The sequence below is a fragment of the Castellaniella sp. genome, assembly GCF_034675845.1.
In the GTDB taxonomy this organism is placed as follows: domain Bacteria; phylum Pseudomonadota; class Gammaproteobacteria; order Burkholderiales; family Burkholderiaceae_B; genus Castellaniella.
In genome coordinates this window covers 530,236-545,356 of record NZ_JAUCCU010000001.1, presented here as the reverse complement: position 1 = coordinate 545,356, position 15,121 = coordinate 530,236, and the positions used below count along the sequence as shown (strand labels likewise).

Here is a 15,121-nt window from a genome sequence, read left to right as displayed (position 1 = left end):
ACCAACCGACATGATTATCCTTTGGTAATCAGCTGTTTTTTGATCAAGGCGATCAACTCACCAACATTGCGCAAGCCTTCGACTTCAGAGGTACGAAAGCGCACGCCAAAACGCATTTCAGCGGCAACGATCAGGTTGACGTTTGCCAGCGAGTCCCATTCCTCATAGTCTGCTGCACTGGAGTTTTCGGTGATATTGATATCGTCGTCATCCAACACGTCGCGGAAAATATCGTTTAATGTGACAAGAATTTCTTTGTCGTTCATGTTGACTCCTTGATGTTCATTGGCACGGGGCCGGGGTTGAATTCGTTTAGTGGCAGGCACCATTGCGTGGTCCCATCGTCTGCTTTTTGGATGCAGTCAAAACCTAGGTTTTTATAGTGCTCGGCAACCATGCTGTTTTTGGCGGTGGGCAGGTATTCGCCGATGAGGGATTGCTGGCCTGCAGCCTTGGCCAGCTGGGCTAATACCTGTAGCGTCGCTTGTTCTACCTGGCGGCCCAGCACTCGGCAGCTCATCAGCCAGGTGTCGATGCGCCAGGTGTTGGCCGGACAGGTAGGTGTGTGGTTAGGCAATGCAATGACGACGGCAATAATGCCATTGTCACCGAAACGATCGGTCAGACGTAGGCTGAGCAAAGCGCCTTGGCCAGCCTGTATCATCAAGCCTACATCTTCTTCCGTGTAGCGGCGGGTCGTCAAATTAAACTGATTGGATTTATTGATCAGTTGGGCGATTCTTGGCAAGTTTGTCTGATTGAAATGGTCCCATTCAAGCACCATTTCCAGGCTATTCAGATAAGCGCCCAGATCAGTTTTGCTTTCAAGCAGCGCAGAGCGTTGCAGGTTAGCTTGGTATTGGGCTGTACGCTGCAAGTCTTCCGGTGTCAGGGAAACGCTTTCAAAATAGCCTGAATGAGCTACGGTATCGACGTAAAAAGAAGGGTCCTCTGGTAGCTCGGGCACCCGGACCATGGGTAGCTCTTGTCGAATCAGGTTTCTTTCAAACGGATTGTCATCGACGAATACCAGGGAATCCAGGCCGATATTCAATGTTTTGGCAATGTGTCGTAGATTGGTGGCCTTGTCCTGCCAATTGGCGACAAAGCAGGCAATATCCTTTAGTTGCAGCAGCATGTCGGGGTGAGCCTCAAATGGCTGCATAGCGTTGTGCATGTCGTTCTTGGAGCATACCGCCAGAATAATGCCTCTGCGTGAAAGTGCCCGTGCGTAGCGTTGAAACGCCAGGAAAGCTTCACCCTCGGCAGACCCTTGTCCCAGGATGATGCCAGCCAACCCATCGTCGCCGATCACGCCTCCCCAGAGAGTATTGTCCAGGTCCAATACCAGACACTTGGCGCTGCCGCCGTGCCGTGCTCTGATCAGGCGAGCGATGTGTTCTCCGTAGTAGGGGCCCGCCAACGGAGTAATGTATTGTTTGGCCCGATGCCATAGGCGTACATCGTGCCAAGCGGCCAGTCCGTCATGCTCGGCCAGCATGTCAAGAGCAAGAATATCGACGCTATGCGCTGGGGCGGCTTCTCGGATCAGATGATTTAAACGTTTGACGAGCGATAGGTCTGAGTTCTTCATCAGGTGTTCGTTATGCCCCATCAGTGGTGCCTGTGTAGGCAGCAAAGCCTGCTGGATCACCTGAGCGCCAAATTGCTCGTGGGCGCGTTGCCACAGCATCTGCAAAGTGGCCAAGGCTTCTTGTAAGCGTTCGTCAGCTGCTTGGGGGGGCAGGTTAGTGGCATCATCGCCCAGTAGGTGAAACTGATCCAGTGCGCAAACAACAGTATCAGGCTTGAATTGATGTAAGCCAGATGCTGTATTTAGTATTTCCTGAACATATTGCCCATAGTCTGGCGTGTAAAAAATAGGCCAGAATCCGTTGCGCACGGCTCCGACGCGTAGCCCCGGAATCAAATGATCCAGCGTAGAGCTGCCCAGTAATGCGATCTTGACCGGAGGCAGGGCATAGCCTATGGGGATCTGGTTCATGAAACTGGAAGACAGTTTTTTGTCGAAACGCGCTGTCTGGATGAAATCGATGTCTTCATTGGCCAGGCGAATCAAATCGGCCCATGTCGGTGGTTGGGTCTGGAAGGCGGTATTCAGTTCCCGTCCCCAATTATTGGATTTTGGCAACCAATCAAAGTTCAGCATTATTAGTCCAAATCAGTCCAAATCATTACGCTTTGATCTTGAAAATCACAGGTTCTCAAGAGATTTTTTTTTCGCCCTCGGTTAAGGGCGCATATAAAGACATTTCTGACATTTCCCAGATGATCAATTTCAGACTTTTGGGCCAATCAGCCTGATTTTCCAAAGCATTCGAGAGGGCGTCAGCGAACTTTCCGCCATCGCGGCTTAGGTTCCAAATCGGCTGGCCCAAGTCGCGGCTGAGTTGCTCGGCAAAATTACTGCGTCGTGAATTTGAACTGCCCGCCAGTAGGACTTTAATAGGTGAGTCTTCTGCCAGTAAGCCGCCGCCTGTGTCAGCTAAAGAAAAAGTTTCCGGTGTGTATTGGTCGGGAGGGGGGCGCCATCCGTTAGGCGCGTCGGCTAAGCCAGCCAAGGTCAATAAGTCGCCTACACGCTGCTCGGGGTGCGTTGCTTTTGTGATCTGATAGGACGTGTCGCCTTGTCCGTCTACCAGAGGCCTAGCCAGGGTTGCCACCGCCCGCGCCGCTTGTGCGGCCCCTGTTTGTGTCATGTGTACGTCCGTCCGATAATAATTACCAGTAGGGTTTGTTGCCAACACATCGACCAGCGCTACATAGGGAATGTGTTGTGCTGTTACAGCCTGACCCCATTGGTGCAGGATGGCCTGGGTGCTGGGTGGGCGGTGTAGACCGCACAATTTTTCGTATAGGATGCGTGATTTATCGGGCACTGCGACCACCAAAAGTTCAAGCCCTGCAGTGCGCAGACGGGCGGCTAGTGACTGCATGAGCAAGACGCGCTGCTTAAGAGCCTGCAATGGATCGACAATCGGCGAGCGCAGGCCATCGGTGTAGAACAGCCAGCCTGGACATCCTTGTTGCACCTGTGGCCCTAATTGACCGAGCAGCCGGTAGCGCCATGCGGCGTCCCATGTCTGAAACTGTTCGTAGCCAGGCAACATCAGCTTGTCGTCGAGCTGTTTTTCCGCTGTTCCGTTAAGCCACGGGGCTATTCCCTTTGCAATGAGTTGCTGGGAGAAGATTTGATATATGCCATAGACAAACCCGAGCAGAATCAGGCTCAAGAAACACAGAGAAACCAGTTTGTGTGTGACTTTTGGTTTTGCTTGTGTGGCGTTTGGTACGGTGGTGACGTCAGACATGCAGTATCAGTTTTTCAAGGCATTCTTGATTCGGTCGCGCCATGTGGCAGGGGATATCAACGAGCTGGCATCCCATTGTCCGCTTGCGTCGGGGCCGTATAGCATTTGTGTTTCATTCAATTGCCAGACAATGACTTGGGGCGGTGCCTGCTTGAATTCGGGTGATTCAAGATAGTCAAGAAACACTGACCAAGGCCCAAAATTACCGTATTTCCAGGTCAAGCCCACTGGGCGGTCTAAGTCAGCAGATAATGCTTGGGTAAACCCGAGATAGGGCTGTACGAAACTGTTGCCGATGACATGCACTGGCGCTTTCTGTGTGTCGAGCAAGCCGTTTGATTGTGCTCCGGCTGTGCGCACAACGTAGATCTGCGGCCCCACTTTTTTTCGTTGATCTGCAGTCATCAACTGGGCAAAATCAGAAAAGTGGCGCTCTTTGGTCCAGGGCCCTAATTTCTGGCCTGATCCCGCTTCGCCCTGAAGTTTCCATTTTCCCGAGATGATCTTGGCAGTTTCGGCTGCTACTGCTTCTGCGCTCCAGGCTGTCCAGTGTGAGTCTTTTTGCAAAAAGGCGGTTTGTTCTCCTTGTTGGACTTTTTTTAGTATGGGCGTTAGGTTAGGTGCCAGCAGCCCAGCCCCGTCTAGGCCGTTGATGATTCTTGTATAGCGGTCTTTTACGCCCGCTGCAATTTGGGTGCTGGCAGGTAGTTTATCTTCGTAAAATCGTGCTTTCATAGGGGCAACCAAGATGATCAGGCCGATGTCCTTGGCCTGCAGTGCGCTCGAGGCTAGTTTCATCAGATCTACCGACTGGGTGATGCTGTTTTGACCCGCATCTGTCATGTTGTCGTGACCGTAAAACAGCCAGGCATCCTGACCTGCAAGCACTGCCTGAGCATGTGCTGATGGTGCTGCCGCGAGACCTGCACAGAGGGCTGCCAAGGAGAGCCATTTTTTGAACTGGTACATTATCATCATTGTCTGTTCCTATTAAAAAAGAGGCGGAAGGCTGTATTACTGGCTCGTCGGCATTATTTGGTTCAGTGCACCGATTAGGATAGGCGCATGAGAATTGCCGATCAGGAATAAGCTGAAGTGATCGCCGCTTTTCAAGTTTTGCAGCATGAACACAGAGGATTTTTGCGCATCGCAGCGGCCCACCAGGCCCGTGCTGACCGGATTGATGGCGCGGACGTTTCTGCTTTCAAAATCGATATCGGTGAAGACCGATTGCCCGCTTTCCAGTGCGATCTGGGCGGTGCATCCAGGGATGAGGTTGTATACAGCCAATTCGGCTTTCAGACCGTCTGCAGCGACACCCTTGTCTGCGATGGTTCGGGTATGCAGGCCCTCGCTCCCCTCTAAGACAAGCAAGGAAATAAAGCTAGTGCCGGGCGGGGCGGGGTCAGCGGAGAGGGTTTGTTGATCGGCCGAGAGTGACAAGAGTGCATTACCGTCGACAGGATAGTATCCAGAAACCATGCTGGCCCCATTGGGGGGCAGATGGAGATTTACCTGCCCAGCCAGCGAGGCGTCAAGTGGGCGGTTTGTGGCATTGACGACGCGAACATAGACTGATCCTGCAGGGGGTAAGGCATATAGGCGAGCCATATCATCAGCCGGTGCTGCATGGGACAGGCCAATCCCAGCCAGCAGTGTGCCTGCCATGATCAGTATTGCTTTCAGTTTATGGATAGAAGGAAATATAGGATTTTTCATCTGGTTCTCAGTAGGCGAAATAAATACCGGCGAATATGCCTTCCGATCGATCTCCACCTAGGATTTTTAATCGGTACTGCAAAGTAAAGTCTACAAACGAACGGGGTGCATGATATTCGTCTTCCCTGAACCATTTTCGGATCATCACGCCGGGACCTACCCCTATGGTAGAGCGATCAGCCAGCAAGTTGTCGTAGCCCGCATTCAAGGCGAGATAGGGGGCAACGACCAAGCGGTTTGATAGCTTGTCTATCCGGTAGGCTCTGCCATACCGGGCCTCTAGTGTGCCCAAGGTTTGGGGGTTTTCTATGAAGTAATCGCCTTCGGCATAAATAGACCAATACGGCCAGTGCGTCTCGTCCACCCGCAGACCGCTACCTTCGCCAGCAGACCATGCCGCCCGCAGCAGAGTGTCGGATCGGCTGTGTTGACCGACAGGGAACAGGCGCTCAACGGCAAATACAAAATTTTGTCGTTTGAATGGTTTCCAGCGGGCACCCACGGAGCCTTGGGATGTAGACCACCCGGTTGCCCCGCCAGTTCCGTCATATAAGGCCTGGTTTAGGCGGGCATAGACTTCGAATGTGCTGCCGTCGCGGTTGCCGATCACTGGGGGGCGCCAGTATATTTCTTCTGATGATTGCAGCGTTTTGCGATCATTGAGTGAAGGCGCAAAGCTTGGATCCATCACGCCCACCGTGCCGTAGCCCAAAGCCAAGTTAACCCCCCAGCTGCGATCAAGATCTGATACTGCTTGCCTAATGTTAAATTTTTGCTGGGGTTCTAATTCGATTTCGTCCGCATTCGCCGCATCGATGGTTTTCATGAACCACTGCTTGGCCTGCTCGTTTTCAGATAGTCTCAGGGCACTGTATGCTGCTCCCAGCATACTTTCTGGTGGGACTTGGCTTGCATCGATCGATTGATAGATGTTTCGCGCCTGAGTTTCATGGCCGGCCAAGCTCAGGGCATTGCTCTCCAGTAGCTGGTAGGCGATATCGTCTGGCTCGGCCAATACGGCTTCGTGGGCAGCTTGAGCTGCGATTTGATAGTGTTCTTGGGCCAGTGCAGCGTAGGCGCGGGATGCAGCTTCGTAGCCGGGGCCTCCGCCGGCAGAGGTAAAACCTGCTGGCAACAAGCCGCAGAGAATATCTCCACCACCTTCTGTGCAAAAGACGCCAGGCACCCGTTGACTTGTGCGGTTGCGCAGCGTGTCTGCCGAGATCTTCTTAATAGTCGAGATTTCTTGCTTTGTCAGCCAGTCCGCTGCAGTGGCTCGCTCCAGGGCGGCGCGTGCGTCGGTGTCACGGCCCAATTGCATCAGGGTGAAGCCTTGCAGGGCCAGTGACATTGCGTTTTCGTCATCCTGGCTGAGTGCTAGGTTGGTGGCATCCAACGCGTCCTGGAAACTGCCTTGTTTCAGCAAGGATCCGATCCACAGGTAATAGTAGCTTTGAATATCTGGTGCTTCTTGGACGGCGGCTCGTGCATTGCGTGTCGCAAGGGGATAGTCGCCGTCTTGGTAGGCGTGCCAAGCCAGTCGTGCAGGTTCTGGGGCCAGCAGCCGATGCATTCTGTCACGCAAAGCGGTGAGTGCCTGATCTTTTGGGGCGAGCCGAATGGCGATGTCTGCGGCAGCGGCGGCATCTTTGGTTTTGCCCTGGCGTTCTAGGGCATAGACCAGCAAGCCTTGCAGACCAGGGTTTTTGGGCTGCAGGCGCAAGGATTCTCGGGCGCGGCTTTCGGCCACATCGTATTGACCTTCCTCGTAGGCTTTGTAGGCTGCAGTGCCTGCCTTATAGGCAGGTGAAGACATGGTTCCGGCAACCTTATGCGCTTGCGGCGCTCGAACAGGCCGGAGAGCCGCTTCGAGATTTTTTCTGGGCGGCGAGTAAACCGTCGTTACGGTATCCTTGGGCGAGTGCTTCGTTTGTAACGTGTAGGGCTTCTTTGAGTTTTCCCGCATTTTGTAGTCCATACGCTCGGAGCAACCAGACCTGTGCATTATTTGGTTGCAATAGGATGGATCGATGCGCCAAATCGGCTGCTCTTTGAAATTTTTTCTGATCGTATGCCTTGAAGGCCTGGTCTGCTAAGGTCCAAGCCTCGCTCTCGGGAGTAGCTTGATCCGTAGTTTCTGGGCTAGTCGCCTGGGCCAAGGCGACTGGAGAAGCCTGAATCATCATCAGGCAGATCAGTGCTGTCAGGATGCCGATGCCGGGTTTCATGCTTCAGCCCCCACTTGCTGAAACCGTACGGCTTCATTCAATGTGTCGTGATCCAGCCAGCCTTTTTCTGTCAGGATTTCACCTAGGCGGCGGCCTTCATTAGCCTGAATTTCCAGCGCCTGTTTTAATTTTTCGCTATCGATGGCTTGCCAGGACACTAGCAGGTCACCCAGCAGTTGGCGCTGGGCAGCCAGTTGGTCGGTAGATGGGAAGTCATGCATGGTTTTGTCCCAAGCCAGCCGCTTGCCGGTGATCAGGTGCACGATATACAGCCGCCAAGCGCGTGCGGCCGCCATGGCGTTGACAAAGTTGCCGACAATCAGTCGGGGGATAGACAGCAGGGCGTGTTCCCAACCATAGATGGCGTTGACGAAATAGCAGCGCTGGATGATGCGTAGCAGCAAAACAATGGCGTTGGCCACCATGACGGGCATCAGCCAGCTATTGGTAGCAAATATCGATGGGTAGTACAGCGTCCAGATGCCGGCGTTAAACAGAATGAAAAAAATCAAGAAATGGGCGAACAGCACGTAGGCCGACATAGTCACAAACGAGGTGAACAGCGCCTTGCGATCCCGGTACAGCAGGTATTTGACGCCCAGCGAGCCTTTCCAGCCGATCTGCTCCCAGCCCTGAAATCCGATCCCCAGCAGCCAGCGTGTTTTTTGGCGGTAAGCCGTGCGAAACGTATTGGGAAAATACTCGCGTACCCCCAGGGGCATGGATAGGGCTTTGGTGCGATCCAGGTTGGGGTGAAACATGGAACTGCGCTTGACCACATAATCTACGGGAAACAGGGCAAAAATCTGTTTCATGTTCATTTTCCCCAGCCGGGCACCGATATCGTAGTCTTCCGTCAACGTGTCGGAATTAAAGGGCTGGTTATTGGTTTGGGCCGCCAGTTTAGCAATGGCCCGATGTGAAAAGCAGGTACCCACCCCGGCGGAAGGAACTTCGTTGACCAGGCTTTCGCGTACAACCAGGTCCTTGGCATGGGATTCGGCGAATTCATCCATGTAGGTACCTGCCACCATTTCGTACCATTTGCGTTCTAGCGAAGTCACCGGCAGTTGGATGAAATCCACGCGGGGCAACAGGTAGTTGTAGTACTTCAGTTCCAGCGGGTGCAGGATATCTTCGCTATCGTGCAGGATGATTCCGGCATATGGGGTGCCAATCTTTTCTTCGTCGGCAAAAATCGCTTGCACAATCCAGTTCAGGCAGTCTGCCTTGCAGGTGGGGCCGTCGTGTGGCACTTCCACTCGTATCAGGTGCCGGTAGCGCACTCGCATCCGTTCGACTTCGCGGATGGTTCGGGCATCATTACGGTAGGTGCCAACGAAGATGCGGTACTCCTTATAGTCCAGGGTAGATACCATGTTTTCCAGCATGGCAGAAATCACGTCGTATTCTTGCCAGGCAGGTACCATGATGGCTAAAGGCTGCTCTGGTTTTGCACGGATTTGTTCGGCACTCAGGGGGGAGTATTTTCGTGTGACAGCGACATAGCGGTATACCCTGCGCAGCCAATACCACAGGTCGATGAATAAATCGTCTAGGCCCGATATCAGGATCAGCACCCCGACTATCGCGGTGGCGATTTCGACACCGCGATAGTAGTCGGCGATCAGATAGGGCCAATACAGTGACGTCATGGCGTAATCTGCCTTTTTCGCTTATTCGGGGCGACGTTTGCTGCGCGCCCGACGTGCCATCAGCATGGTCAGCAAGATCAGGAACAGGATGAATGCCCCCACAGGAATACCCCATGACAGATAGTTGCGCCACTCGAAAAATGGGCTGCCTTCGGCACCAGGCGGCAAACTGGCCGAGGGGTTGCTGCTGTCGATCCAAACAGCTGGTCCGGTGTTACCGATCACCACCAGGTCGCCCCGGTTCAGGACGAAGGGGCGCTTGGCCGCAGAGGATTGCGTACCCAGTGCATGCCAGAGAATCCCGCTGTATTCCCCCGCCTTGGTGACTTCTGCAGCGCTAAGGTCATTTAGGCCGATTACATCCAGCCAGTCAGTGCGTTGGCCGTTGATTTGCAGGTGGTTTTGCGCCACCAAGATGCGGGGCGTGGTCCCCGCAATGGGCACCTCCATGGACAGGAAAGCGCGTTCGGGGGTGATGGTTTCGCCGTCTTTGGCTAGGACTAGCCGGGCACCCCAAGGCGACAGTGCGCTGGCGTTGCTTAGGCGCACCACTTGACTCAGCGAGTCGGCTGCGTGTTGTAAGTATGCCTCGGGCAGAATCAGGTCGGGGGTATCAGTTAGTTTGGGCAGTACTCCAATGAAGGAATCCGCAGCACCACTCGGGCCTAGTCTGACGTGGCTAGTGGGTAGGACATCTACTGGGAATCCTTGGGGGATTTCGTCACAATCCGCTGAACTAGGCTGGCGTTGAAATGAGACGCGCACTGAATTGGAGACGCCCAGTGCGTAGCCAGGGACCTGTGCCAACAGACGTTCCGGGTGGCCGTGAGCTTGCAGGCGTTGTGCAGACAACAGAATGCCATTCCAGAAGACCGATGCGACAGGCTGAGTGGCGGAGGCTCCGGGAGCAGCGGACACATCGATCAGCAGTTGGTTGGGGACGCGCCCATTGGCTACGACGGCACCCAGTGGGAAGTTGGCAAACCAGTCGCCCTGCGCCACGACATTGAAGCTGCTGGTGTTGCCTCCCAGGCTATCCAGGGGGATGCTGTGGTGGGTGTCGTTCACCGGGGGATGCGCCAGAATGGCATTTAGTTGCTTGGTTTTTAGCAAGCCCTTCCAGACCGAGTCAAATAGGCTTGCTGCTTGCAAACCGGCATTGTCTTTGACAACAATCAGGGGGATGGTGCCCAGCAATGTGACGGCGATATTGTCTTGATTGGATTGGGAAAATGGCAGTTGTATACGTTGTTTCACCCAATTTTTGTACTGAGCCAGCGCTTCTGGATCGGTCTGTAGTTGAGCTTCCAAAGCGACAATCATCGCTTGGATGCGGCTTGCGAATGCCGGGTTGCTTAGGGCGACATCACCCACCACGGCCCGTGCCTGCAAAATTAGCAATGCAGCCAGTTGCGCATCATTTTGGATAGTCAGGGTGCCGGGCTGACTGAGGGCGTCGAAAGCCGGGATGCCGAGCAGCCCTTCTGGGACTGCCAGTTTGTTGATGTGTACCTGCGATCCAACCTTGGGCAATGCTTGCACCGTGACCCGTCGGCCGCTACGTTCCAGCGCTGTCCCCAGCCGCCAGGCACTGTCGTAGGCAGTACGATCCAGCTGCTCGTCTGGAATTGTCAAGATAACGTCATGTGGCAGTGTGCCCCAAGCGGACTCTAGCGAGGGCAAGGTATGCAAATCGTAGCGATAGCGCAGTTGAGTATCTGGGTCGATTGTCAGGGCATTGGTTCTGGAGCGATCAATTTCACAGGCGCGCAGGTGTGTGTTGAAGCTCCAGTCGATGCCCAAACGGACGAAGCCGTTTTCGTGCAGGCCGTTGGATACCGGCAGGCGGGTGTCCAATTGGCCATCGTGGTCTTTGACGCGTGCGCCCCATGCGGGCTGTTCATCTATCAGCAGGGCCAGGCTGGCGAAGTTGGCCGTACTTTTCAGGTAGGCTCCTTGAAACTGTACATGTGCGTCCGATAGTGTGATGTCGCGTGGTACCGGGAAGAAAAACTCCTGACGCATATCGTTGTTGCTTAACGTGATGGGGTCCGTCAGGCCTGCGTCGCGCAAAGTGATGGTGCGCTCGATCCAGGTGTTTTTTTGAATGTTTTCTAGTGCATCACTGGCCGGGCTGGCCTGGGCGGCACTGGGGATCGAAAGAGCATAGAGCGCCAAGCTGCAGGTCAATAGAGATTGCCGGAAAAGCATGGGTAAATGTCGGGTTACGGGCATGATTTTGTCCATCGCAAAGCAATTAAGGCCATACTTGTATGGTTGGGATTAGTGCTGCGGGGGTGCTTGGAATTCGTTGACGGATTCACCAGCTAGGGCAGCCACGATGCGGGCACTGGCGTGCCCGTCGCCATAAGGGTTGATGCGGCGACAGAAACTGGCATGGTGGGCAGCGTTGTCCAGCAGGCGCTCGACCTCGGTTTGGATACGCTGTGGGCTGGTGCCCACCAACACGACCGTCCCGGCATCCACGGCCTCTGGGCGTTCGGTGACTTCGCGCATTACCAGTACCGGTTTGCCTAGATAGGGGGCTTCTTCTTGTACCCCGCCAGAATCCGTCAGAATAAGGTGGGCGTGCTGCATGAACCAGACGAAATCCAGGTAGGCCAATGGGTCGATCAATCGGATTGCCGGCAACTGGCCCAAGCGGGCCATGACAACATCGCGCACCTTAGGGTTGAGGTGGACGGGGTAGACGATTTGCACATCTTGGCGCGCTGCCAGCGCGGCCAGGGCGGTGCAGATATCATCAAAGCCATGGCCGAAGTTTTCCCGCCGATGGCCGGTAACCAGAATCAGACGCTTATCGGGGTTCAGCCAAGGGTACTTGGCGCATAGCGCCAGGTCGTGCTCAGAGCCCGGTGCCAAGATGGCGCAGGTCCAGGCCAAGGCATCAATAACGGTGTTGCCGGTGATCAGCACCTGTCCAGACAGGTTTTCTTGTGCTAGGTTGGCAGCTGCCTGTGCCGTGGGGGCAAACAGCCATTGGCTGAAGCTGTCGATGACGCGCCGGTTCATTTCTTCGGGGAAGGGCTGGCGCAGATCGCCAGTGCGCAGACCTGCCTCGATGTGGCCCACAGCGATACCACGATGAAAGCTGGCCATCGCCGCCGCGCATGCCGTAGTGGTGTCGCCATGCACCAAAACCAGGTCGGGGGATTCTGTCGTCAGGACGGTGTCCAGGCGTTCCAGGGTACGTCCGAATAGACCGTTGAGCGTCTGGTTGGGCACCATGACGTGTAAGTCATGGTTGGCCTGCAGGCCAAATAGGGACGTGACCTGATTCAGCATTTCCCGGTGTTGGCCGGTGACGCAGACAACGCTTTGTAGTGTGGGGGATTGTTGAATGGCTTGCACCAGAGGGGCCATTTTTATGGCTTCAGGGCGTGTGCCGAATATGGAGAGAACCTTCATGAAAGGATCTGGCCTTTAGACTGGGTGCCTGGATGATTATCCGGTGCACCCGAACGCAAATCGGAGCTACCAGCTTCTGGCTGGTATTCTTGAGGCATAAATCTGCGCTTGCACTTTGTTTCTATTCAGAAACGCTTGTTATTCTAGGATGAGACGATGTTACATGCCTAGGCTTAGTTTGTATTAAGTTGTACAAAAAAGGAAAGCCAGCAGAATCAGCCCTATTGCCGCAGCGTGCGTGTTTGCCCGATTTCCTTGGGCTGGAAGTTAGCCCGCCACGGGTTGATGTCCAGGCCCCCGCGGCGGGTATAACGGGCGTATACCAGCAGTTCTTCGGGGGCGCAGCGCGCCATGATTTCCCCGTAGATTTTTTCTACGCAGAGTTCGTGGAATTCGCCGTGCTGGCGCAGCGATACGATATAGCGCAGCAGCCCGGCGTGGTCGATGCGCGGGCCGGCATACTGGATCTGCAGGCTGGCCCAATCCGGTTGGCCCGTGACGGGGCAGTTGGACTTCATCAGTTCCGTGACCAGGGTCTCGCGCACAAAAGGCGCCGGCTGCGATAGACCCAGGGTATTGGGCGTGGGGGCAGCCGCCGCCTCGAACTCGATATCCTGGTCGTCGATGCAGGTGCCGCGCAGGGGTGTGCAACTGAGTTCAAAAGCGGGACGCACCGACAGGATTTCCACGTGGACAGGCTTGCCGCAAGCGCGGCTTAGGTCTGTATGCAGCCGTTGCTGCACGATTTCTGGGTATTCGAATCGTTCTTCGTTGAAGCTGTTCAGATAGAGTTTGAAGGATTTCGACTCGATCAAGTGTGGGCTGCTTGCCGCAAAGGTAAAACGTCCCATGGCCACGATCGGTCGACCTTTGGCATTCAGCCAGGATAGTTCATAGGCGTTCCAGATATCGGCCCCGTGGGGGGCTTGAGGCAGATCCAGGTCGACGCGGGTTTCTGCCCGGGCGATGGGAAACAGCAGGGCGGGGTCGTAGTGATCGGACCCTGTGGCGTGGTGGCCCAGCGGGCTGTGTGCGAGTGTAGAGATTTCCATGATGCCTGGTAAACAATAGAAGAAGCGGGCCCTGCTTGGGCAGCTCCTGGCGTAGCCGGAGGCTGATCCGATAATGCAATCTTGCATTGTACTGTTGTCAGGGGCATATTTCACATGATGAAAAAGTGGTTTTAGGATGTGAAATTTCTATGTTGCAGTGCGCTTGAATGCATTTCATGATCAGGGAATTAATTTCATAACATGAAATATAATTCATAAGCAATTGAATAATAACAATTAAAATTCTTGTCTTATATAAGATATAAGTCATGTGTGCGCCGCAGCATAGGCGTAGACTGTTTCTCATCGAATCCTTAATTGATGACACAGGAGCAACATCATGACCTCTCGCGAAACGGAAGTGCGCAATCTGCAACGCAGCTGGGCTGAAGACGCCCGCTGGCAAGGTATTAAACGGGGCTACAGTGCCGATGAAGTCGTGCGCTTGCGTGGCTCGGTGGTGGTGGAACACACGCTGGCCCGCCGTGGTGCCGAAAAACTCTGGGGTTTGCTGCACACCGAGGACTATGTCAATGCCTTGGGCGCCCTGACTGGGAACCAGGCCATGCAGCAGGTGAAGGCTGGTCTGAAAGCCATTTACCTGTCGGGCTGGCAGGTAGCCGGGGATGCCAATATCTCGGGCGAAATGTACCCCGATCAATCCCTGTACCCCGCCAACTCCGTGCCTAGCGTGGTGACTCGCATCAACAATTCGCTGACCCGCTGCGATCAAATCCAGTGGATGGAAGGCAAGAACCCAGGCGACGAGGGCTATACCGATTACTTCGCGCCCATCGTGGCGGATGCCGAAGCTGGGTTTGGCGGTGTGCTGAATGCCTTCGAGTTGATGAAGTCCATGATTGTGGCGGGTGCCGCCGGGGTGCACTTCGAAGACCAACTGGCCTCTGTCAAAAAATGTGGTCATATGGGTGGCAAGGTACTGGTGCCGACCCGCGAGGCCGTCGCTAAGCTGGTGTCTGCCCGTTTGGCCGCCGATGTGCTGAATGTGCCCACCTTGCTGGTGGCGCGCACCGATGCCGAGGCCGCTGACCTGCTGACCAGCAATATCGACGAGAATGATGCACCGTTTGTCACGGGTGAGCGCACGGTGGAAGGCTTTTACCGCACGCGTGCCGGCCTGGATCAGGCCATTGCCCGTGGTTTGGCCTATGCGCCTTATGCCGATCTGATCTGGTGCGAGACCTCCACGCCCAGCATTGAATACGCTCGCAAGTTCGCCGAGGCCATCCACCGTCAATTCCCGGGCAAGATGCTGGCCTACAACTGCTCGCCATCATTCAACTGGAAAAAGAACCTGGACGACGCGACGGTCGCTAAATTCCAGCGCGAACTGGGCGCTATGGGCTATAAGTTCCAGTTCATCACACTGGCGGGCTTCCATGCGCTGAACTACAGCATGTTCGAGCTGGCCCATGGCTATGCCCGCACGCAAATGAGCGCATTTGTGGAGCTGCAGGAAAAAGAATTCGCGGCGGCCGACAAGGGCTTCACCGCCGTCAAGCACCAGCGCGAGGTTGGCGTGGGGTATTTCGATGCCGTCACCCAGGCCATTGAGGGCGGCCAGTCGTCTACCACGGCTTTGGCGGGCTCCACCGAAGAGGCCCAGTTCGACGAGGAAAAGGTCGCCTGACTACGTATTGCAGCAGAGAGGACAGAGGGTTGAGGGGCCCTCTGTAGAGTGTTTT

11 protein-coding genes are annotated in these 15,121 nt (G+C 54.9%); 1 reads left to right on the top strand and 10 read right to left on the bottom strand.

From position 1 onward, the window contains the following. Window positions 1-14: 14 nt before the first annotated feature. The 10 genes from VDP81_RS02640 to queF form a co-directional block, all read right to left on the bottom strand. On the bottom strand, window positions 15-266 hold the full coding sequence (locus tag VDP81_RS02640; protein WP_322996998.1) for an acyl carrier protein: 252 nt from the start codon (window positions 264-266) through the stop codon (window positions 15-17). Beyond that, window positions 263-2,170 carry an HAD-IIIC family phosphatase gene (locus tag VDP81_RS02635; protein WP_322996997.1) on the bottom strand — a complete coding sequence of 636 codons (1,908 nt, stop codon included), beginning with the start codon at window positions 2,168-2,170 and terminating at the stop codon, window positions 263-265. The genes VDP81_RS02640 and VDP81_RS02635 overlap by 4 nt, the downstream gene beginning before the upstream one ends. A gap of 55 nt (window positions 2,171-2,225) precedes the next feature. After that, window positions 2,226-3,332 carry an alginate O-acetyltransferase AlgX-related protein gene (locus VDP81_RS02630; protein WP_323011437.1) on the bottom strand — a complete coding sequence of 369 codons (1,107 nt, stop codon included), beginning with the start codon at window positions 3,330-3,332 and terminating at the stop codon, window positions 2,226-2,228. 6 nt (window positions 3,333-3,338) lie between these two features. Then, window positions 3,339-4,310 carry an alginate O-acetyltransferase AlgX-related protein gene (locus VDP81_RS02625; protein WP_322996995.1) on the bottom strand — a complete coding sequence of 324 codons (972 nt, stop codon included), beginning with the start codon at window positions 4,308-4,310 and terminating at the stop codon, window positions 3,339-3,341. A gap of 36 nt (window positions 4,311-4,346) precedes the next feature. Beyond that, window positions 4,347-5,051, bottom strand: a complete 705-nt coding sequence (locus VDP81_RS02620; protein ID WP_322996994.1) for a hypothetical protein — start codon at window positions 5,049-5,051, stop codon at window positions 4,347-4,349. A gap of 7 nt (window positions 5,052-5,058) precedes the next feature. Continuing rightward, window positions 5,059-7,029 carry a bacteriophage N4 adsorption protein A gene (locus VDP81_RS02615; protein WP_323011436.1) on the bottom strand — a complete coding sequence of 657 codons (1,971 nt, stop codon included), beginning with the start codon at window positions 7,027-7,029 and terminating at the stop codon, window positions 5,059-5,061. A gap of 246 nt (window positions 7,030-7,275) precedes the next feature. Continuing rightward, entirely contained in the window at window positions 7,276-8,934 is a 1,659-nt protein-coding gene (locus VDP81_RS02610; protein ID WP_322996992.1) for a glycosyl transferase family protein, read from the bottom strand. Between the two features lie 21 nt (window positions 8,935-8,955). Then, window positions 8,956-11,169, bottom strand: a complete 2,214-nt coding sequence (locus tag VDP81_RS02605; RefSeq protein WP_322996991.1) for a hypothetical protein — start codon at window positions 11,167-11,169, stop codon at window positions 8,956-8,958. A 48-nt stretch (window positions 11,170-11,217) separates the two neighbouring features. Beyond that, window positions 11,218-12,363, bottom strand: coding sequence for a non-hydrolyzing UDP-N-acetylglucosamine 2-epimerase (gene wecB, locus VDP81_RS02600; RefSeq protein ID WP_322996990.1), 1,146 nt, complete (start codon window positions 12,361-12,363; stop codon window positions 11,218-11,220). A 221-nt stretch (window positions 12,364-12,584) separates the two neighbouring features. Beyond that, window positions 12,585-13,415, bottom strand: a complete 831-nt coding sequence (gene queF / locus VDP81_RS02595) for an NADPH-dependent 7-cyano-7-deazaguanine reductase QueF (RefSeq protein WP_322994555.1) — start codon at window positions 13,413-13,415, stop codon at window positions 12,585-12,587. Window positions 13,416-13,755: 340 nt separating this feature from the next. On the opposite strand from queF, the gene aceA reads away from it, so the two are divergent. After that, window positions 13,756-15,066, top strand: a complete 1,311-nt coding sequence (gene aceA, locus VDP81_RS02590) for an isocitrate lyase (RefSeq protein WP_322994556.1) — start codon at window positions 13,756-13,758, stop codon at window positions 15,064-15,066. The last annotated feature ends 55 nt before the right edge of the window (window positions 15,067-15,121 follow it).